We start from the raw sequence: 21,097 nt of genomic DNA, 5'->3' as shown, positions 1-21,097 counted from the left end.
AATACAGGAAATGTTACGTTAACAAATGTTGTAATTGATGATGCGAAAACCGGAAGCACTGCATTGGCGGTAAGCCCGTCAACAATCGCGCCTGGAGCATCAGGAACTATTACAGCTACATATACGATCACGCAAGCTGACCTGAATGCAGGAAGCGTAACCAATTCGGCTACTGCAACAGGAACAGCTCCGAATTCAGCAACGGTAAGCGATACTTCGGGAACTGCATTGACTAATGATGACGATACGGTAACCACACTTACGCAAAGCCCAGCGATTGCAGTTGTGAAAACAGCATCAGTAGGCGGAACGGGAGCAGTTGGAGATCAGATCACTTATACTTTTGATGTGACCAATACAGGAAATGTAACTTTGACCAACGTTGTAATTGACGATGCGAAGACAGCAAGCACAGCATTGGCGGTAAGCCCGTCAACTATTGCGCCTGGAGGAACTGGAACTATTACGGCAACTTACACGATCACGCAGGCTGACCTGAATGCAGGAAGTGTGACTAACACAGCGACTGTAACAGGAACAGCTCCGAATGCATCGACTGTGAGTGACACTTCTGGAACTGCGCTTAATAATGATGATGATACGGTAACTAATCTTACGCAAAGCCCTGCAATCGCAGTTGTAAAAACAGCAGCAGTAGGCGGAACGGGAGCGGTTGGCGATCAGATCACCTATACTTTTGATGTGACCAATACAGGAAATGTTACGTTAAGCAATGTTGTAATCGACGATGCCAAAACAGGAAGCGCAGCATTGGCGGTAAGCCCGTCAACAATTGCGCCTGGAGCAACTGGAGCTATTACGGCAACTTACACGATAACCCAAGCTGACTTAAATGCAGGAAGCGTGACTAACACAGCGACTGCAACAGGAACAGCTCCGAATGCAGCAACGGTAAGCGACACTTCTGGAACTGCATTAACGAATGATGATGACACGGTAACTAATCTTACGCAAAGTCCAGCAATCGCAGTTGTAAAAACAGCAGCAGTAGGTGGAGCGGGAGCAGTTGGAGATCAGATCACGTATACTTTTGATGTGACCAATACAGGAAATGTAACCTTAAGCAATGTTGTGATTGACGATGCGAAAACAGGAAGCGTAGCATTGGCGGTAAGCCCGTCAACTATTGCGCCTGGAGCAACGGGAACTATTACCGCTACATACACGATCACGCAAGCTGACCTGAATGCAGGAAGCGTAACCAATTCAGCGACTGCAACAGGAACAGCTCCGAATGCAGCGACAGTAAGCGATACGTCAGGAACTGCAACAAATAATGATGACGATACAGTAACGAATCTTACGCAAAGCCCAGCGATTGCAGTTGTAAAAACAGCATCAGTAGGCGGAACGGGAGCAGTTGGCGATCAGATCACCTATACATTTGATGTGACCAATACAGGAAATGTTACGTTAACAAATGTTGTAATTGACGATGCCAAAACAGGAAGCGCAGCATTGGCGGTAAGCCCGTCAACAATTGCGCCTGGAGCATCAGGAACCATTACAGCTACTTATACGATTACGCAGGCTGACTTAAACGCAGGAAGCGTAAGTAATACGGCAACAGTTACAGGAACGGCTCCTAATAATACACCGATAACGGATATTTCAGGAACGGCATTAAATAATGATACTCCAACAGTAAGTACGCTTACTCAGAGTCCAAGTATGAGACTGCTAAAAACAGGATTGTACCAAGATGCCAATACCAACGGAACTGTAGATGCTGGAGATCGTATTAATTACACTTTCAGAGTTGTAAATACAGGAAATGTTACAATCAAAGACATTGTAGTTACAGATCCAATGGTAACGGTGAATGGAGGGCCAATTGCATCATTGATTCCTTCAGCTGTTGACGAAACGACTTTCACAGCTAGTTATGTTTTAACTCAAGCAGATATTGATCTTGGAGCAGTATATAACTTGGCTTTAGTTGCAGGAAAAGATCCGAACGGAAATACTATAGAGGCAGATTCTGAAGATCCATCTCCGCTAGGAACAAATGATCCATTTTATGAGCCAACTTGCCCTAGCTGTAGTGTGACTGTTTTACAGCAAAAATCTAGCATAGCTTTAATTAAAAATGCTGTTTTCAATGATGAAAACAACAATAATAATGCTGATGCTGGGGAAACAATAACGTACAGTTTTGTGGTAACCAATACCGGAAATGTGAGATTGACTAATATTAAAATTGAAGATCCGCTTCCAGGAATTGTGATGACTGGCGGACCGATAGCTTTAGCTCCGGGAGAAAGCGATAACAGCACTTTTAGAGGAATCTATACGATAAAACAAAGCGATATCAATGCAGAAAGTGTTTCTAATCAGGCATTCGTTACGGGACAAACACCTTTGGGAGTTACGGTAAAAGATGCTTCTGATAATAGTGGCAACGAAGGCGATAATCCAACGGTGTTGTCATTGAGTGGCTGTAACATAAAAGTATTCAATGTATTGTCTCCAAATGGAGATTCGCTAAACGATAATTTCTTCATTCAAGGAATAGAATGTTATCCAGACAACACAGTGGAAATTTACAATCGTTGGGGAGTTTTAGTATTTGAACGCAGTCAGTACAATAATCAGGATCGTGCCTTTACTGGAGTTTCTGAAGGGCGTACGACGATCAAAAAATCGGAAAGCTTGCCTGTTGGAACATACTTTTATGTTCTAAAATATAAGGATAGCGATTCAAATGTTCATCAGAAATCAGGATACCTATACCTTACGAAATAACAGTTAAAGCAAAATTTAAAATGGCTTAGCTTTTTATAGCTAAGCCATCATAAAAAGAAAAAATAAATGAGAAAATTAGTCTTCGTTTTTATATTTTTTTGCATTGCGGGTTTTGCACAGCAGGATTCGCAGTTTACCCAATATATGTACAATACCATTAATATCAATCCAGCCTACGCGGGTTCGCGCGGAGCATTGAGTGTTTTTGGATTATACAGAACACAATGGGTTGGTCTTGAAGGAGCGCCAGAAACCAGCAGCTTTTCGGTAAATACGCCATTAAGTAACAGCAATCTCGGATTGGGAGTTTCTGTTGTAAATGACAAAATTGGCCCAACAAATGAGAATACTTTCTCGGCTGATTTATCTTATACAGTTCCAGTTTCAGCAACTTCTAAACTTTCGTTTGGTATTAAAGGAACTGCAAATCTGTTCAATCTAGACATTAATAAACTAGATGTAAAAGATCAGGGCGATCCGCAGTTACAGGACTTAAACAGCAAATTTACGCCAAATGTTGGAGCGGGAATTTATTGGCATTCAGACAAAGCTTACGTTGGTTTATCGATTCCTAATTTTATTGAAAGTAATCGATACGATAATGCAGATGTTGCCATTTTCAAAGAAAAAATCAATTATTACTTGATTGCAGGTTATGTGTTTAATTTGGATAAGTACGAATATATCAAATTCAAACCTGCCCTTTTGACCAAAATGGTCGAAGGAGCGCCATTGCAAGTTGATCTTTCTGCCAACTTCCTGTTCTATGATAAATTTACGGTTGGTGCCTCTTACAGATGGAGTGCTTCTTTAAGCGCTATGGTCGGATTTCAAATCACAGACGGACTTTTTGCAGGTTATGCCTACGATCGTGAAACGACAAGATTGAACAATTTTAATTCAGGATCGCATGAGATATTCCTTCGATTCGATTTGTTCAATAATTATGACCAAATAACTTCACCAAGATTCTTCTAAATCAATTGAAAGATGAAAATTAAAAATATAGCTGTTGCTGCCTTTCTTTTGCTATCGGCATTAGAAGGAAATGCACAAGTTCAAAAACAGAACAAAGCAGATAAAGAATATGCTCATTTAGCTTATATCGATGCTATTGACACGTATGAAAAGGTTGCCAATAAAGGGTATAAAAATGAAGAAATGTTTCAAAGGTTAGGAAATGCCTATTACTTTAATGGCGAATTGGTTAAAGCGGTAAAATGGTATAATGAACTTTTTGAAATGAACAAAGAGCAAGAGCCAGAATATCTGTATCGTTATGCTCAAACCTTAAAAGCGGTGGGCGAATATGCTAAAGCAGATGAAATTCTAAAAGCTTTTCACAACAAAATAAACAGCGACAAGAGAGGAATTTTATTTGAAAATAATAAAAACTACTTAGAACAGATTAATGTTAATTCTGGAAGATTTGAAATAAAAGAAGCTGGAATCAACTCTACTCAAACCGATTACGGAAGTGCTTTTTTAGATAATAAATTGGTATTTGCTTCTGCAAGAGATACGGGAGGCATTGCCAAAAAGAAATTTAAATGGACCAACAAATCTTTTACCAATTTATACCGTGCAGAATTAGCGCCAGATGGAACGGTTGGAAAACCAGAACGATTCGAAAAGAAAATTAATTCTAAATTTAACGAATCGACTCCTGTTTTTACAAAGGACGGAAAGACAATGTATTTCACCAGAAACAATTTCTTAGGCGGAAAAAGAAAAAGAGACGATCAAAGAAATACGTTACTTAAATTATATAAAGCAGATTTCGTAAACGGAAAATGGACGAATATAATCGAGTTGCCATTCAATAGCGATCAGTATAGCACGGCACATCCAGCATTAAGCAGCGACGAAAAGAAGCTCTTTTTTGCATCAGACATGCCGGGAACTTTGGGACAATCTGATTTGTACAGCGTGACAATTAATGGTGACAATACTTTTGGGAAACCAGAAAATTTAGGTTCAGCAATCAATACAGAGGGAAGAGAAACTTTTCCGTTTATTTCGGCTGAAAACGAATTGTATTTTGCCAGCGATGGAAGGCCAGGATTAGGCGGACTGGATGTTTATGTTTCTCAAATGAATTCAGACGGTACTTTTACAACGGTTCAAAACGTTGGCGCACCTGTAAATGGCAAACAAGACGATTTTGCTTTTATCATTGACAGTAAAACCAGAAATGGATTCTTTTCTTCAAACCGAGAAGGAGGAGTAGGAAATGATGATATTTACAAATTTGCCGAAACTCGCAAATTGACTTGCGAACAAACGCTTTCAGGGACAATTGTCGATTCAGAAAATAATGCGCCATTAGACAATGCTAAAGTAGTGTTATTGGATGAAGAATTTAAAACGATCAACGAAGCAACTACAAATGCAGACGGAACTTATAGTTTTAAGGTTGATTGTAATAAGAAGTATCATGTTCGAACTATAAAAGAGAATTACGAAACGAAAGAAATTCCTGTTACAACGAAAGAAACTGCTGGAAAAACAGAAGTTGCAGTTCCATTAGAAAAACGAATCAAGCCAATTGATGTAGGAACCGATTTAGCAAAAACGCTAAATATTCCGATTATCTATTTTGATTTAGATAAATCTACTATCACGAAACAAGCCGCTTTCGAATTAGAAAAAATCATTGCCGTAATGCAACAATATCCAAAAATCAAAATTGATGTTCGTTCTCATACGGATAGCCGACAAACAGCAAAATACAATTTGGATTTATCAAATAGAAGAGCAAAATCGACTATGCAATGGTTAATCAAAAGCGGAATTAACAAAAACAGATTAACAGGAAAAGGATATGGAGAAAGCCAATTAGTAAATAAATGCGCTGACAATGTTCCTTGTACCGAAGCAGAACACCAGTTAAACCGCCGCAGCGAGTTTATTATCGTTTCGATGGAATAATCAAAAAAAAGAGCCTTTTCTAAATTTAGAAAAGGCTCTTTTTTTTGACAATAAAATTAATTTTTATCTTCTTTAAACAAATCAAGTATTGAATTTCATAAAAAAATGGGCTTTGTTGAATGTGGTTTTTTTCAAAACATTGGTACAATTAAAGAACATGAAATTAGTATGGTTTGGATGCAAAAGAAAATATAGAAGAAAATTAGCTAATGGTTTTTTAGTGGTTGTATTTAATTGTCAACCAAAAAACAAAAAGCCTGTAAACAAATTGTTTACAGGCCTTTTTTTGTGGAGTCGCTGGGATTACAGCCGAACACCTTGAAGAGCAATGAAAGTAAGCTTTCGTATTGATTCTATTCTTTCTTTTTAAATCTGTTTTTCAATAATGTACTTGAACATTGGCGATAAAGATAAGAGTGAATTTTGCATCCTTAATTATTTTTAAAAAATCTCCTTTTTAAAGATGCGGATGAGCTTTACATTTCGCCATAACTTTTTATCGCAAAAAAGATGAAGTTCAATCTTATATTGTCATGGTAATGCTTTTGTAAATAAAATATCCTTACAATTTCTTATCTACTCGAAAATAATTTTGCGACTTGTTTTCTCGTGGCCTTTTGTTAGAGTAAGAAAATATAATCCTTTGGCAAAATGGTTTGTATTGATACTTGTTTTAAAAGATCTAACTGTCTGTCTGTGCACTATCCTTCCCAATACATCAGTTAAGGTAATCTCTGCGTCCGTGTCCATATCTTCAAGCTCGATATTCAGAACTGAGGCAGTCGGATTAGGATAAGCTTTTAATAGGAAATCAGCCTTACTGTATGTCTCAGTCCCAAGCGTGCCTTGGGTGATTTTTCGTATTCTGCCATTGCCTGAGTCTGCCACATAAAGATTTCCTGCTGCATCGGAGCAGATTCCAAATGGATTGTTAAATTGTGCTACAGCTGCCGGACCATCCTTAAAACCTATAGTAGAACCTGCTACAGTGCTTACCATACCTGCCGGAGTAATTTTTCTGATTAGAAAATCGGTGTTGGAATAATCGGAAACATATAGATTGTCCTGAAGGTCAATTCCTATCCTTTCCGGATAAGAGAACTGTGCTGTTGCTGCAGGGCCGTCGGTGTAACCATCGGTTGATCCTGCAAAAGTGCTTACTACACCTGAAGGTGTTATTTTTCTGATCTTCTGGTTAATACGGTCAACTACATACAGATTATCATTGCTATCAATGCACATTCCTTTAGGCTGCCAGATCTTAGCGCTGCTTCCCGTACCGTCGGCAAAACCGAACGTGGAGCCGGCAAGGGTGCTGACGGTTCCGTCAGGGGTGATTTTTCTTATTCTGTAATTGTCATTGTCAGCAACATAAATATTGCCGTTTTTATCAGCGCAGATGCCATTGATCCCATTGCTGAATTTTGCTGTTGCTCCAGGGCCGTCTTGATAGCCCTGTGTAGAACCGGCCAGAGTGCTTACCGTTCCGCTGGGTGTTATCTTTCTGATTTTAAAATTGTAGGCATCGGTAATGTACAGATTTCCATCCTTATCCAAACAGATTCCCGTTGGGCCGTCAAATCGGGCAGCACTGCCAGGAAGATCTGCGTATCCGTGTCTGGTGCTGTTGCCTGAAAAATCAGAAGGACCAGCAATGGTGCTGGTAATGCCGTCGGGAGTGATCTTGCGGATTCTGTTTCCCCCAGTTTCGGCAACAAACAGATTTCCGTTTTTATCGATGCAGATGCCTTCAGGCAGGCTGAATCGGGCCACTTTTCTTAAACCGTCCGCAAAACCGAGAACCGAGCCTGCATAAGTGCTTACTGTGCCATTCTTTGTGATCTTTCTAATGGTGTGGCCCCAGGTGTCCGCAACATACATGATCCCATCGGCGGCGATATGGATACCTTGAGGAACGTCAAGACCTGCCTTAGTGCCAATGTCGTCAAAGCCTGCACTGTAGCCGGTTCCGGCAAAGGTACTCACAGTACCTGAGGGAGTTATTTTTCTGATTCTGTTGTTTTGTGAATCGGCGGTAAACAGATTACCCTCACTGTCAATGTCAATTCCGTACAGTTCATCGAACATGGCCGCTGCTCCTGTTCCGTCCGCATAGCCTTCGATTGATCCGGCAATATTGGACACTACATTGGATGTGCTGATTTTTTTGATCGAATATGCTGTTGTCACATATAGATTTCCTGTCTGATCCATGCAGATGCCTCTAGGGAAATCGATTTTTTCTGAAAGTGCAACTGTGGTAACAGCACCTGCAGGTGAAATTTTTCTTATTTTGCTGTTGCCACGGTCTGCAACGTACAGATTGCCGCTATTGTCCAGGCATAAATCAGACAGATTATCAAAGCTGGCTGCAGTTCCCAGACCGTCCTGAGATCCTTGAACGGAACCTGCTAGAGTACTTACCATGCCGTCAGGGGTTATTTTTCTGATTCTTCTGTTCTCTGAGTCGGCTACGTAGAGTATGCCGTTTTTGTCGATGCAGATACCTGACGGACTGTTAAAAAGAGCCGCTATGCCTTGTCCATCGGCGAAGCCTTTAGCTCCTCCTGCTATGGTGCTTACTATACCGCTCGAACTTATTTTTCGGATTCTGTGGTTTTCTGTATCAGCTACATAGATGTTTCCTGATACATCGGAACAGAGGCCTCCCGGGCGGTTGAATTTAGATTCTGTGCCCACTGCGACGCCTTCAATGGCATCTGCCGCACCGCCTCCGGAAAAAGTGCTTACCGTCTGTGCGCTGATGATCATCGGAAAAGATAAAATAAATAATAAGAGTAGAGTTTTCTTCATAAAATGTACTGTTTTTAAGTAGTATTTAAAGTTGGATAAAAGTAGTTTTTTTTTTATTAAATTAAAAAGTTACAAGATTTTTTAATTTTTATAAAGTAGGGATACACAATAATAATAAGGCTATAGTTTTAGTGTTTTTTTAATTAGTATCGTACGATGACGAAGGTATGAGCTATTGATAAAAAAAAATGAAATTGAAAATAAAGCATTAGTAGATATCTTTCAAATGTTTTCTGAATTTGAAATGGGACTTATGGGTATAAAAAAAGGAGACAACTTAACTAGTCGTCTCCTTAAGTGGAGTCGCCGGGAATCGAACCCGGGTCCAAACAAGCAACTAAAGAGCTTTCTACACGTTTATTTCCTGATTAGATTTTCGATGTTGAGCTAGGCCAGAAACAACCACCCAACACTTATCTTCTTAAATTTCGAAATCCACCCGAAGCTCATGGAAATCTAGGTTTATTTTTACGGTTCCCCTGAACGGAACGCCACAAACCAAGGCTTTCCAGGAGAATCCAGCTTCTCTACCTTGTAGAGACGTGGCGCAATCTTACTATGATTCGGATTATGCAGCTAAAGCGTAATTATTTTCGCCGTGTAAAAGTGTGAGATCTTATATTTACGAGCAAGGTCTCAATGCTCGACGTGCTTACTGTTCAATTCGACTTGCTGTCAAAACCAGTCGACCCCAAAAATAAGTCTGCAAATTTAGAGTATTTGAAATTACTTTCTGCTAAAATTTTCAGAAAAATTAATGTAGTTTTTAAAGTCCTTAGTTCTTAGTCCAAAGTTGAAAATGTAAAGTTTTAAAGATCAGTGTTTAAATTGTTTTTGCTTTTCTTTACTCAGTTTATGTAATCTAAAAGAGCAAATAGTGGCAAAAGCTCTATAATTTTAGCTAAGGACTATGGACTTTAATACTAATGACTTAACAAGACAACAAACTTACTCTTCGTCTTTAAAATTAAAAGGATAATCTCCAAAGACTGGAGCTAATTTACGAACCGCATAAGTGTTTCTGGTCATCTTATTAGACAACGCAATAATCGTTACGCCTTCTTTCATCAAAGTAATGTAAGATGAGGTATTTCCGTGCCACCAACCGTTATGAAAATAGAAATTCTGTCCTGTTTCCCAGTTAATCATTCTAATTCCAAGACCATAATTTTTAGTACCTTTACGCTCATTGCTGTAACCCACATAAACCTGTTTTAACAATTCAGGTTTTAAAAATTTAGGAGATTGTCTCGCTCTGTCAAATTTTAAAAGATCTCTAGCAGTAGAGAAAATATTTTTGTCTCCGTAAACATTGTCTAAATAATCAAAACCAATTTCAACACCGTTTCCTTTGTATGATGGCACAATTTTTTTTCTGTCTTTATCATCATCAAAAACGTAGGTGTTTTTCATTCCAAGAGGTTTGAAAATCATTTCAGACATGGCTTCTTTATAACTCAAGCCTGTGATTTTTTCGATAATAAGCGCCAACATTGCATAATTGGTATTGCAATAACTGAAACGAGTTCCTACTCGAGATTCAAGACCGACATCTTTTGTAGCCAAAATATCCAAAATGTCTTTATTAGTCAATTGGTTATGTCTGTCCCAAACTGATTTATCGCGATCAGTAAAATAAGCGTAGTTGCGCATTCCTGTACGATGATCTAATAACATTCTAATCGTACATTCTTCGTATGGAAAAGTTTTTAGAATCGTATTTACTTTTTGGTCCAATTCAATTTTACCTGCATTTACCAATTTTAAAACCGCTGTTGCAGTCAAAACTTTACTTACTGAGGCAATTTGCACAGGAGTTTCAGGTGTTATTTTGGTTCCTTCATTTTTATTGGCAAAACCATTATAGCGTTCAAATAAAATCTGTCCATTTTTGGCCACTAAGAAGCTTCCATTCATAGTATTATTAGGCCAGTTTTTATTGTAAAAGTGATTTATTCTGCCGACAACCGAATTTTTGTAAGCCTGCGAAACTTTTGGTTCTGCTCCTAACGGCTTCATTCTAGGTAATGTATCTTCGACTTCTGGAGTAGTATCTGTTTGTGTTTTTTTGTTTTGACCGCAAGAACTTAAAACTAGTATAGAAAAAAGTATTTGTGGTATCTTTGTTTTTTTAAGGAAAATCATTTGCATCGTTCTTTAAAAACAAATATATCGAATTCAATTTTGTTGTATTCTTAATTCTGAGGCTTAAAATTGTGTTTTTTAACATAATTTTAAGAATGTAAAATTTTAGTGCTTTGTTTTTCAGCTTATAACGGTTTTGAAGCATTCTAAATAGAATTTTTAAAACAAAATTTTAACTAAATTTGTTATATTTGAAACAAATACTGTTTGAAAAGTTATATTTTAAAATATTAAAAAATCAGTTTACATGAAATTTGGAATCATAAAAGAAAGAAAAAATCCGCCGGATAGAAGAGTTGTATTCTCACCAAATGAATTGACAAAATTAAAACAGCTTTATCACGACGCTTCTGTAAAAGTGGAAAGTTCTGATATAAGAATCTTTTCTGATGATGATTATAAAAATATGGGAATCACCGTTGCAGATGATGTTTCGGATTGTGATGTTTTATTTGGCGTAAAAGAAGTTCCTGTAGAAAATCTGATTCCGAATAAATCTTATTTCTTTTTTTCTCATACTATTAAAAAACAGCCTCATAATAGAAAATTACTTCAAGCCGTTTTAGAAAAAAACATTGATTTGTACGATCACGAAACCATTGTCGACGAACAAGACCGCCGTTTAATTGGTTTTGGAAAATATGCTGGAATGGTTGGAGTCTATAACGGAATTCGAGCTTTCGGAATTAAATTCGAATTGTTTAAACTTCCAAAAGCAGAAACACTTTCTGGAAAAGAAGATCTGATCAAGCATTTGAAACGCATCACAATGCCAGCCCTAAAATTTGTAGTTACCGGAACTGGAAAGGTTGGGAGCGGAGCAAAAGAAATTCTGGATGCTATAAAAGTGAAGGAAATTACAATAGATAATTACTTGACCAAAAAATACGCTCAGGCAGTTTACGTGCAGTTGGATGTTTTAGAATACAACAAAAGAAAAGACGGACAGGTTTTAGATTTTGTAGATTTTGTGAATCATCCCGAAGAATACGAATCAGATTTTGAAAGATTTACTAAAGTGTCTGATATTTATTTTGCTGGGCATTTTCATGCAAATAATGCACCGATGATCTTAACAAAAGAAATGCTGAATGCAAGCGACTGCAAATTGAAAGTTGTAGCCGATATTTCTTGTGATGTTAATGGTCCAATTGCTTGTACAGTCCGTTCTTCAACTATTGCAGAACCTTTATATGGTTATTTTCCTTTAGAAGACAAAGAAGTCGATTTTTTTCACCCTGCAGCAGTTGCGGTAATGGCGGTAGATAATCTGCCATGTGAAATTCCAAAAGATGCCAGCGAAGGTTTTGGAGAACAATTTATGGAACATGTAATTCCCGCTTTCTTCAACGGCGATAAAGACGGAATCTTAAAACGTGCTAAAATCACTGAAAACGGAAAACTAACCCCAAGATTCAGTTATCTTCAGGATTATGTAGATGGGGAATAAGCTGCTAAGGTTCTAAGGAGCTAAGCTTCTAAGTTTTTAAGCATTTTTAGCTTAGTTCCTTAGAAGCTTAGCGCCTCAGAAGCTTAGCCTAAACCATATCCTCGGGTTTCACCCAAGCATCAAAATCTTCTGACGTAACATAACCCAAACGAACGGCTTCTTCTTTTAGAGTTGTTCCGTTTTTATGAGCCGTTTGAGCGATTTCTGCGGCTTTGTAATATCCAATTTTAGTATTTAAAGCGGTAACCAGCATTAGAGAATTGTCTACTAATTCTTTGATTCTTTTATGATTTGGTTCAATTCCTTGTGCGCAATGTTCGTCAAAAGAAACACAAGCATCGCCTAATAATTGTGCTGACTGTAAAAAGTTAGCCGCCATTACTGGTTTAAAAACATTCAATTCATAATGTCCTTGCATTCCGCCAACAGCAATTGCCATATCGTTTCCTATCACTTGTGCGCAAACCATTGTTAAAGCTTCGCATTGTGTCGGATTTACTTTTCCTGGCATGATAGAAGAACCTGGTTCGTTTTCAGGAATATGAATTTCTCCAATTCCAGAACGTGGTCCAGAAGCCAGCATTCTGACATCATTTGCAATTTTATTTAATGAAACAGCCAATTGTTTCAAAGCTCCGTGCGTTTCTACAATCGCATCGTGTGCTGCAAGTGCTTCAAATTTATTTTCTGCTGTTACAAAAGGATGATTGGTAAATTGAGCAATATATTCAGCCACTTTTACATCATAACCTTTTGGCGTATTTAATCCCGTTCCGACTGCAGTTCCTCCAAGAGCAATTTCAGATAAATGCGCTAAAGTATTTTTTAGAGCTTTTAATCCGAAAGCTAATTGAGCGGCATATCCAGAAATTTCCTGACCCAAAGTTAAAGGTGTCGCATCCATTAAGTGTGTGCGGCCGATTTTTACCACGTCTTTGTATTCGGCTGCTTTTTTTGATAATGTAGCATGAAGTTTTTCTACGCCAGGAATTGTAGTTTCTACAACCATTTTGTAAGCCGCGATGTGCATTCCGGTTGGGAAAGTATCGTTTGACGATTGCGATTTGTTTACATCGTCATTGGCTTTGATAAATTGTTCACCTTCGCCAATTTTAAAACCTTTAAGAACCTGAGCGCGGTTAGCGATTACTTCGTTAACATTCATATTGCTTTGCGTACCAGAACCCGTCTGCCAGATTACTAGCGGAAACTGATCGTCTAGTTTTCCTTCTAGAATTTCGTCGCAAACTGCAGCAATCGCATCTCTTTTTTCGATTGGCAAAACGCCTAAATCGTAATTGGCATACGCAGCAGCTTTTTTTAGATAGGCAAATCCTTCAACAATTTCTTTGGGCATAGACCCTGAGGGGCCGATTTTGAAGTTGTTTCTAGAACGTTCTGTTTGTGCACCCCAATATTTATCGGCTGGGACTTGTACTTCGCCCATAGTGTCTTTTTCTATTCTGTATTCCATTATGTTGTTTGTAAAAAGTTATATGTAAAATGTGAAATGTTTCTTGGAACTTAAAAAATGAAACTTCTTTTGAAAATGAGTGCCCTAGCCCTGCTGTCCGCTGTATCTTTTTGTTTTTTCTTTAAAAACAAAAAGATACAGCGGACAGCAGGGAATAGCTCCTGAAAATTATTATGTTTTCTTAAACTCCATATTTTAAAAGGCTTTCGGCTTCAAAAAAAGCTTATTTAAAATGAGTATAAATATACGGATAAATGTTATTTAACGAAAATTGATTTAGATTTTATTGCTGAGAAAAAATATAAGCCCTACATTTGTCGTAACATTCAAAAATTCCGGAAAACATGTTTGAATTTTCACAGTACTTAGGTTTTTTACTTTTCTTAACCATACTAACTATAGGGTTTTGGTTAATGTTTTTCTTAGTTGGTTTCGTATCTTACTGGGTTACGGGAGCAAGCTGGGAAATGCTTAAAGAAAAAAGAGCCAGAAAAAGACAAGAAGAACAATCTATTTAATTTTAGATTGATGTCATAAGAAAAGAACCCAATGGGTTCTTTTTTTTTATCTGTAAATCTGCGATTTTGGATAAAAAAAAAGAAAAATTCCAAAATTTTAGAAATTCCAAATTCCAAATTTGGCGTATTAAACCCGACAGGTTTTTGAAACCTGTCGGGTTTCGTTATAAATACAAAAAATCCAAATTCCAATTGTTTTGAGTTTAGAACTTTGTCAAAGTTTTAAACTTTGACAAAGTTGGGCAGTGCTTAGAAAACTAGAAATAAAAAATCCCAAATTTCAAATCAAATTGAAATTTGGGATTTTTTATTTAAGTCCAGTATTGGAATTTGGAATTTCTAGAATTTGGAATTTTAGAAGTTTTATCCTGGAAATTCTCCGCCGCCTTCGCCGCCGCCGTCATTGTTTTTAGGCATGTTTTTATCTCTTTCTCCTTTTGGTTTGTTGAAACGGTAAGTGAAAGATAAATTAAACTGACGTTTACGGAATTGGAATTCGCTATACGAACTTACATTGTCTAAATATGTGTAAGATCTCATTTTTCTTGAATTGAAAACGTCGCTAATGTTAAAAGCAATTGTTGCTTTGTCTTTTAAAACGTCTTTACTGAAAGCAGTATTCATTCCGAATTGGCCTAAGTTTTTACCTTGAGCTGTTTTTTGCTCTCCGTTGTACATTGCAGTTAACTGCCAGTCAATTTTGTACGGAAGTGTAACTTTAGAGTTCACTCTTGCAAACCAAGAATTAGCCTGGTTATCTAAATTCTGAACGACTACATTTCCTTGTGTGTCTGTATAGCTATTTTCTCCGGTAGTTTTTACGTTGAAGAAGTTGAAGTTACTGTTTAGTTTCCACCATTTGTATGGAGTATAATTGAATGTAAATTCGAAACCAAATTTTTGCTCTTTTCCTAAATTGATAGGAGAACTTTTAATTACAGGAATCCCGTTCACTTCATCTCCTGTAGGAGATCGTACAAAGCTGAAAACATCTTTTGTGTCTTCAAAATAAGCTGATGTATTAAAAGTTACTTTATCCCATCTTTTGATATAACCAATGTCATATTTGTCTGTTAAAGAGGGATCTAAATCTGGATTTCCTTGAAAGATGTTAATGTTACTTGCGTAGTTTACAGCAGGATTCATAAAACGTCCTCTTGGTCGAGATAAACGTTTACTGTAGCTTGCCGAGAAGTTGCTTTGATCTGAGATTTCGTAACTAATAAAAGCACTTGGAAATAAGTTGTTGTATTTTTTAGTATTGAAATCGCTGTTATCTAATAGATTAACTTGAATGTTTGTGTCTTCCCATCTTAATCCAAATAAATAAGAGAATTTATTTTTCTTGAAGCCATATTGCGTGTAAAGCGCGTTGATGTTTTCTTTATACTCTAAAGTGTTAGATAAATTAGGATTTACGATTCCAGCGTCGTCAGTTACATTATAAACGTTGTTTAAGTCCCCAAAACTTCCTTTGTATCCCGCTTCAAATTGGCTTCCTTCTCCTAAAGGCAATACATAATCTGCTTGAAAAAGAACTTGTTTTTGAATTTGATCATTTAACGTTGTGTCAAATCTTGGTGAATCTTCAATTCTGCTATTGCTGTCGTCTGTATTTCTTGAAATAGAAAAGTCAGCAGTAAGTTTGTGTCCTTTGTCGTTGAAATTTTTAATTAAGTTTGAAGTAAACTCAACATTTTCGCTACCAGTGTCTGCGTTGTTTAAACGGTAGGTTGTTCCTGTATAATTACCACTTGCATCATAATTATAGTAATTGATCAAATCTCGGTCGTCACCATTATTTTTTTGGTAATTGATGGCGTTTGTCCAGAAAGTTGTTGGAGTAAGCGTCCATTCGACACCAGCTCTTCCGTTAAATCCGTTTCTAACACGTTTGGTATCACGAGTTTCGTCTAAGAAGCTTGTTGTGTTTCCGTTAGTATCAAAATATTCAGAATTTGTTTTACCGGCTCCTTCGTTTGTTCTGTAATTGTATCCAGCTGTTGTGAAGTAATTTAATTTTTCTGTTTTATAATTTAAATTACCACTTAAACCGTATGTTTCAGGCAAACCTGTCGAAGCGATTAAGGTTCCGTTAAAACCTTGGTTTTTACCTTTTTTAAGAACAATATTGATGATTCCAGATCCTCCTTCCGCATCATAGCGCGCAGATGGATTTGTAATAACTTCTACTTTGTCAATTGCATCAGCAGGAAGTTGTCTCAACGCTTCGGCTACGTTAATCGCTTGCGAAGGTCTTCCGTCAATTAAAATACGAATATTATCGCTTCCTCTTAAACTTACATTTCCTTCAGTATCAACAGAAACAGATGGCACGTTATCTAAAACATCGCTCACGCTTCCGCCTTTTACAATCATATCCTGACCAACGTTGTACACTTTTTTGTCCAGTTTGATCTCAACAGTCGATTTTTCGGCACGAACTACAACTTCGTTCAATTGCGCCGCATCTTCAGATAAATTTACAACACCTAAATTAGTGTCGTCTTGAATGCTTTTTCCTTTTATTTCAGTTGATTTAAACGAAATAAATTCGACTTTTATATCGTAAGTTCCAGGTGCAACAGCAACTTCGAATTCTCCTTTTGGGTTTGTAATACCTCCAGCAACCACTTTTGTGTCATTTGGGGCAGTAATCGAAATAGTAGCATATTCTAAAGGTTGTTTGCTTATTTTCTCGAAAACTTTTCCAGTGACTTTTACTTTGTTTTTGCCGCCTGGGCTTCCTTGTTGAGAGTAATTGTAAAAACTTGTCAACAAGAATACAAGCAATACAGCAAATTTGATTTTTTTCATTTTCTGGTTTTTCTTTCTTTAGACGGCAAATGTAGTTTTTGGTTTAAAGAGAGAAATCACAAAAAAATGTTAATAGGATATTTTAGAATCAATCTAAAAAAGAAGCAACCAAATCTGGATCTCTTCCAATTATAGCTTTTCCGTCTTTTACAACAATCGGGCGTTCGATTAAGATCGGATTTTCAACCATTGCGTTAATGATCTCATCATCACTCAAAGTTTTGCCTTTAAAATTTTCGATCCAGATTTTTTCTTTGGTTCTGATAAGCTGAATTGGTTCAAGATTTAACTGGCCTAATAATGTTTTCAGCTGTTCAAAAGATGGCGTTTCGGTCAAGTAAGGAATAATTTCAAAATCTTGTTTCGATTCTTCAATAAAAGCAAGACAATTTCTCGATTTTCCGCATCTCGGATTATGGTAAATTTGTATCATTTTGTTATATTTAGGTGTTTCAAATTTTTGTAAGATAAAAAGGGGTATTTTCGCATACCAAAAGTAAGATTAACTTATCGAATTTGAATTCTCATTTTTTAAAATTTTAAATTTATGTTTTTAGAACAAGGAATTAAACCTGAAAATAAATTTTGGAAATATCTTTTAGGATCTGTCTTTATTATTTCAGCGTCTTTTGTCGGGCAAATTCCAATTACTGCAGCTGTATTTTATAAAACATATATGGAACATGTCGCTTTTCCAACTACGAATGAAGGCATTATGAAAATGTTTGAATCGAATACGACTCTTTTTCTAGTAATGATTTCCTTTATTTTTGCTTTTGCCGGAATTTATTTTGTTGTAAAATTTATTCATCATCAAACATTATTGTCAATTACCACTTCTAGACCGAAAGTGGATTGGAAACGAATTTGGTTTTCGTTCTTTCTATGGGCTTTTTTTTCAGTGCTTAGCTTTCTATTTGTGTATTTAAGAGCTCCAGAGCAATTTGTATTGCAGTTCAAATTGGTGCCGTTTTTAATATTAGCTGTTTTAGGATGCGTTTTAATTCCGATTCAAACGAGTACAGAAGAATATATTTTTAGAGGCTATCTTATGCAGGGATTTGCCAATTTGGCGCGAAACAGATGGTTTCCGTTGCTAATGACTTCTCTTATATTTGGTTCGATGCATTGGACCAATCCTGAAGTTGCCAAAATGGGAAATATTATCATGATTTATTATATAGGAACCGGATTGTTTTTAGGTGTAATTACCTTGATGGATGAAGGAATGGAACTGGCACTTGGATTTCATGCTGCAAACAATCTTGTCGGAGCGCTATTGGTTACCTCAGATTGGACTGTTTTTCAGACTAATTCTATATTTAAAGATCTTTCAGAACCTTCGGCAGGAATAGATGTAATTCTGCCTGTTGTTGTTATTTATCCTATCCTGCTTTTTATTTTCAGTAAAAAATATGGTTGGACAAATTGGAAAGAGAAACTAGCGGGAAATATTACGAATGTCGAATTAAAAGCTTAAAGAATATGCTAAACTTAACTCAAAATAAAGTGCACAATTATTTTAAATTAAATGGTTATCATTTAAATGCAAAAGATGTGTGTCAAGTTGCTTACAGTTATGTAAAAGAGGGAGATGCTTATGAAAGAGCAATCGGGGAATTCTTTTTGGATTGGTTTGATAAAAAAGATTATATCGAAATGACTACTTCTGGAACAACAGGGCTTCCAAAATTAGTCAGATTGAAAAAACAAGCCATGATACAGTCGGCACTGGCAACGGGTGACTTTTTTGGTTTAAAGCCAGGAGACAAAGCTTTATTGTGTCTTCCGACGCAGTTTATTGCAGGAAAAATGATGCTCGTGAGGAGTTTAATTTTAGGATTAGAATTGGATGTTGTTTCGCCAAGTCTCAATCCGTTAGAATTAAATAAAACGACTTACGATTTTGTAGCAATGGTGCCGCTTCAAGTTCAAAATTCAATAGAAAAACTTTCTAAAGTGCGTAAGTTGATTATTGGAGGCGCTAAATTAGATTCGGCTCTTGAAGAAAAATTATTGCCGCTTAAAACAGAAATCTATGAAACGTATGGAATGACCGAAACTATTACGCATATTGCGGCGAAACGTTTGGGTGATTCGGTTTTCTCTATTCTTCCGAACGTGAAAATAAGTCAAGATGATCGTCAATGCTTGGTTATTCATGTTGCTACAATTTCTGACGAACCAATTGTGACCAATGATTTGGTCGAATTGCTAAATGAGCAGCAATTTAAATTTTTAGGACGAATTGATAACGTAATCAATAGTGGAGGAGTGAAGCTGATTCCAGAACAGATTGAAGCTAAACTGATTGGAAAAATTGTGAACAGATTTTTTGTGACGGGACTTCCAGACACCACTTTAGGAGAAAAATTGGTTTTGGTTATCGAAGGAGAAAAACAAGAATTCGAACCTGATTTCTTTGATGTTTTAGGGAAGTATGAAAAACCAAAAGAAATTGTTTTTGTTGCAAAATTCAAAGAAAACGAGAATGGCAAACTACTGAGAAAAGCAACTGTTGCTATTTAAAATTCCAAATTAGAAATTCCAAATTCCAATGCTCCGCGTTTAAAACTTTCACAAAGTTGAGCTGTAAGGAAATTTCAATATTAAAATTCTAAAGCTAAAGTTTTAGCAATTTTGTCATTTCGACGTAAGGAGAAATCTTCACGAGAAGCTCGACAAAGATTGGCTTATTGGAGCGGAGCTACTTACGAAGATTTCTCCTTACGTCGAAATGACAAAACAATGCATAAAAAATCCCAAATTTCAATAATTAGGTTGAAATTTGGGATTTTAAATATTAAGTAATTCCAAGAAGATTGGAATTTGGAATTTAAATATTGGAATTTATTTTTTACGTTCCATAAGCGCCATATAGAATCCATCAAAACCAGATTCTGAAGCGAGCATTTTACGATCTTCAATAAAAGTAAACTGCTGTCCGATTTCTGTCTTTAAGAATTTTTCCACCTGCTCTTGATTTTCTGATGGTAAAACAGAACAAGTTGCGTAAACTAATTTTCCGCCTGGTTTTACAATTTTAGAATAGCTTTCTAAAACTTCACTCTGAACTTTACGAATGTTATCGATAAATTCTGGCTGTAATTTCCATTTTGAATCTGGATTTCTTTTTAAAACACCTAATCCGCTACAAGGTGCATCGATTAAAACACGATCTGCTTTTTCGTGCAGTTTTTTAATCACTTTTGTGCTGTCGATAATGCGGTATTCTATATTAAAAGCTCCGTTTCTTTTAGCTCTTAATTTTAATTGCTTCAATTTGCTTTCGTACAAATCCATTGCAATCAATTGTCCTTTGTTTTCCATCAAAGAAGCCATGTGCAATGTTTTTCCTCCTGCACCTGCACAAGTATCTACTACGCGCATTCCTGGTTTTACATCAAGAAAACCTGCAACCAATTGAGAATTGGCATCTTGAACTTCAAACAAACCTTGTTTAAAAGCGTCTGTTAAAAATACATTCGCTCTTTCTTTTAAAACAAGAGCTTCTGGCTGGTCTTTTAAATATTCTGTTTCAATATTTAAATCCATTAACGTATTTCTAAGGCTTTCTTTTGTTCCTTTTAAAGTGTTAGTTCGCAAAATAACTTTTGCAGGCTGATTTTGAGCCGCAATTTCTTTCGACCAAACTTGTTCGCCTAATTCTTTTACTCCCAATTCATCCATCCAATCTGGAATAGATTCTTTTAAAGCTCTATTTTTAGATAATTCGTCAAAACGGCCTTTGATTTTTCTTTCAGGAGTTCCTTCCAGCTGTCTCCAATCTGGAATTGGATAACCGCGTAAAACAGCCCAAACGGCAAACATTCTCCACAAATTATCTCTATCGTAAGGTTCTTTAACTTCTGCAATTTCAGCGTACAAGCGTTTCCAACGAACAATTTCGTATATCGTTTCAGCAACAAACTTCCTGTCTGAGCTTCCCCAGCGTTTGTCTTTTTTTAATGCTCTAGCTACCACTTTATCTGCATATTCTCCTTCGTTAAAAATAGCATTTAACGAATCTATGGTAGTATAAACTAAATTTCTGTGTAATCTCATTTTCTTTATTTGAAGTGCAAAGGTACTATTAATTGATTGAAAGTTAAATTTTTAATATCGAATCTTATTCTGACTCTCATTAAAAGAAAAAAAACACTCTAAGTAAGAGTGTTTTTT

At 36.6% G+C, this 21,097-nt stretch carries 13 protein-coding genes and 1 other RNA gene; 7 read left to right on the top strand and 7 right to left on the bottom strand.

The window, feature by feature from the left end; translation table 11 throughout:
* The 3 genes from Q9Q97_RS19890 to Q9Q97_RS19880 form a co-directional block, all read left to right on the top strand.
* Window positions 1-2,766 (top strand): gliding motility-associated C-terminal domain-containing protein (locus tag Q9Q97_RS19890; protein WP_306160310.1); only part of this gene is annotated, 2,766 nt, incomplete at its 5' end.
* A gap of 66 nt (window positions 2,767-2,832) precedes the next feature.
* Window positions 2,833-3,744 carry a type IX secretion system membrane protein PorP/SprF gene (locus tag Q9Q97_RS19885; RefSeq protein WP_306160308.1) on the top strand — a complete coding sequence of 304 codons (912 nt, stop codon included), beginning with the start codon at window positions 2,833-2,835 and terminating at the stop codon, window positions 3,742-3,744.
* A 12-nt stretch (window positions 3,745-3,756) separates the two neighbouring features.
* On the top strand, window positions 3,757-5,697 hold the full coding sequence (locus Q9Q97_RS19880; protein ID WP_306160306.1) for an OmpA family protein: 1,941 nt from the start codon (window positions 3,757-3,759) through the stop codon (window positions 5,695-5,697).
* A gap of 576 nt (window positions 5,698-6,273) precedes the next feature.
* Here the strand turns inward: Q9Q97_RS19880 and Q9Q97_RS19875 are convergent.
* The 3 genes from Q9Q97_RS19875 to Q9Q97_RS19865 all read right to left on the bottom strand — a co-directional run bounded on the left by Q9Q97_RS19875 (window position 6,274) and on the right by Q9Q97_RS19865 (window position 10,662).
* Window positions 6,274-8,511, bottom strand: a complete 2,238-nt coding sequence (locus Q9Q97_RS19875) for an SMP-30/gluconolactonase/LRE family protein (RefSeq protein ID WP_306160304.1) — start codon at window positions 8,509-8,511, stop codon at window positions 6,274-6,276.
* Between the two features lie 295 nt (window positions 8,512-8,806).
* Window positions 8,807-9,204: a transfer-messenger RNA gene (gene ssrA / locus Q9Q97_RS19870) on the bottom strand.
* A gap of 255 nt (window positions 9,205-9,459) precedes the next feature.
* Window positions 9,460-10,662, bottom strand: coding sequence for a serine hydrolase (locus Q9Q97_RS19865; protein WP_306160302.1), 1,203 nt, complete (start codon window positions 10,660-10,662; stop codon window positions 9,460-9,462).
* A 241-nt stretch (window positions 10,663-10,903) separates the two neighbouring features.
* Between Q9Q97_RS19865 and Q9Q97_RS19860 the strand changes: the two genes are divergently transcribed.
* Entirely contained in the window at window positions 10,904-12,106 is a 1,203-nt protein-coding gene (locus tag Q9Q97_RS19860; protein ID WP_306160300.1) for an NAD(P)-dependent oxidoreductase, read from the top strand.
* Between the two features lie 88 nt (window positions 12,107-12,194).
* Here Q9Q97_RS19860 and fumC read toward each other — a convergent pair whose 3' ends face one another.
* Window positions 12,195-13,580, bottom strand: a complete 1,386-nt coding sequence (gene fumC / locus Q9Q97_RS19855) for a class II fumarate hydratase (RefSeq protein WP_306160298.1) — start codon at window positions 13,578-13,580, stop codon at window positions 12,195-12,197.
* A gap of 344 nt (window positions 13,581-13,924) precedes the next feature.
* Here fumC and Q9Q97_RS19850 point away from each other — a divergent pair, with 344 nt between their 5' ends.
* Window positions 13,925-14,098, top strand: a complete 174-nt coding sequence (locus tag Q9Q97_RS19850; protein WP_306160296.1) for a hypothetical protein — start codon at window positions 13,925-13,927, stop codon at window positions 14,096-14,098.
* A 363-nt stretch (window positions 14,099-14,461) separates the two neighbouring features.
* Here Q9Q97_RS19850 and Q9Q97_RS19845 read toward each other — a convergent pair whose 3' ends face one another.
* Window positions 14,462-16,915: a TonB-dependent receptor domain-containing protein gene (locus Q9Q97_RS19845; protein ID WP_306160294.1), complete on the bottom strand. Its 2,454-nt coding sequence runs from the start codon at window positions 16,913-16,915 to the stop codon at window positions 14,462-14,464.
* An 88-nt stretch (window positions 16,916-17,003) separates the two neighbouring features.
* Entirely contained in the window at window positions 17,004-17,348 is a 345-nt protein-coding gene (arsC, locus tag Q9Q97_RS19840) for an arsenate reductase (glutaredoxin) (protein WP_306160292.1), read from the bottom strand.
* A 114-nt stretch (window positions 17,349-17,462) separates the two neighbouring features.
* Here arsC and Q9Q97_RS19835 point away from each other — a divergent pair, with 114 nt between their 5' ends.
* Both Q9Q97_RS19835 and Q9Q97_RS19830 read left to right on the top strand, forming a co-directional pair.
* On the top strand, window positions 17,463-18,395 hold the full coding sequence (locus Q9Q97_RS19835) for a CPBP family intramembrane glutamic endopeptidase (protein WP_306160290.1): 933 nt from the start codon (window positions 17,463-17,465) through the stop codon (window positions 18,393-18,395).
* 5 nt (window positions 18,396-18,400) lie between these two features.
* Window positions 18,401-19,444 carry an AMP-binding protein gene (locus Q9Q97_RS19830; protein WP_306160288.1) on the top strand — a complete coding sequence of 348 codons (1,044 nt, stop codon included), beginning with the start codon at window positions 18,401-18,403 and terminating at the stop codon, window positions 19,442-19,444.
* A gap of 321 nt (window positions 19,445-19,765) precedes the next feature.
* Here Q9Q97_RS19830 and Q9Q97_RS19825 read toward each other — a convergent pair whose 3' ends face one another.
* Window positions 19,766-20,980 carry an RsmB/NOP family class I SAM-dependent RNA methyltransferase gene (locus tag Q9Q97_RS19825; protein ID WP_306160286.1) on the bottom strand — a complete coding sequence of 405 codons (1,215 nt, stop codon included), beginning with the start codon at window positions 20,978-20,980 and terminating at the stop codon, window positions 19,766-19,768.
* Window positions 20,981-21,097 lie beyond the last annotated feature (117 nt).

It is taken from the genome of Flavobacterium sp. DG2-3, assembly GCF_030730925.1.
In the GTDB taxonomy this organism is placed as follows: domain Bacteria; phylum Bacteroidota; class Bacteroidia; order Flavobacteriales; family Flavobacteriaceae; genus Flavobacterium.
Note: the sequence above shows the minus strand (reverse complement) of the source record. Positions and strands in the feature narration are given on the sequence as shown.

What these genes read in the sequence shown, in the direction of transcription:
- Q9Q97_RS19885 (WP_306160308.1), top strand. Translation starts at nt 2,833, where the DNA reads ATGAGAAAATTAGTCTTCGTTTTTATATTTTTTTGCATTGCGGGTTTT.
- Q9Q97_RS19880 (WP_306160306.1), top strand. Translation starts at nt 3,757, where the DNA reads ATGAAAATTAAAAATATAGCTGTTGCTGCCTTTCTTTTGCTATCGGCA.
- Q9Q97_RS19875 (WP_306160304.1), bottom strand. Translation starts at nt 8,511, where the DNA reads ATGAAGAAAACTCTACTCTTATTATTTATTTTATCTTTTCCGATGATC.
- Q9Q97_RS19865 (WP_306160302.1), bottom strand. Translation starts at nt 10,662, where the DNA reads ATGCAAATGATTTTCCTTAAAAAAACAAAGATACCACAAATACTTTTT.
- Q9Q97_RS19860 (WP_306160300.1), top strand. Translation starts at nt 10,904, where the DNA reads ATGAAATTTGGAATCATAAAAGAAAGAAAAAATCCGCCGGATAGAAGA.
- fumC (WP_306160298.1), bottom strand. Translation starts at nt 13,580, where the DNA reads ATGGAATACAGAATAGAAAAAGACACTATGGGCGAAGTACAAGTCCCA.
- Q9Q97_RS19850 (WP_306160296.1), top strand. Translation starts at nt 13,925, where the DNA reads ATGTTTGAATTTTCACAGTACTTAGGTTTTTTACTTTTCTTAACCATA.
- Q9Q97_RS19845 (WP_306160294.1), bottom strand. Translation starts at nt 16,915, where the DNA reads ATGAAAAAAATCAAATTTGCTGTATTGCTTGTATTCTTGTTGACAAGT.
- arsC (WP_306160292.1), bottom strand. Translation starts at nt 17,348, where the DNA reads ATGATACAAATTTACCATAATCCGAGATGCGGAAAATCGAGAAATTGT.
- Q9Q97_RS19835 (WP_306160290.1), top strand. Translation starts at nt 17,463, where the DNA reads ATGTTTTTAGAACAAGGAATTAAACCTGAAAATAAATTTTGGAAATAT.
- Q9Q97_RS19830 (WP_306160288.1), top strand. Translation starts at nt 18,401, where the DNA reads ATGCTAAACTTAACTCAAAATAAAGTGCACAATTATTTTAAATTAAAT.
- Q9Q97_RS19825 (WP_306160286.1), bottom strand. Translation starts at nt 20,980, where the DNA reads ATGAGATTACACAGAAATTTAGTTTATACTACCATAGATTCGTTAAAT.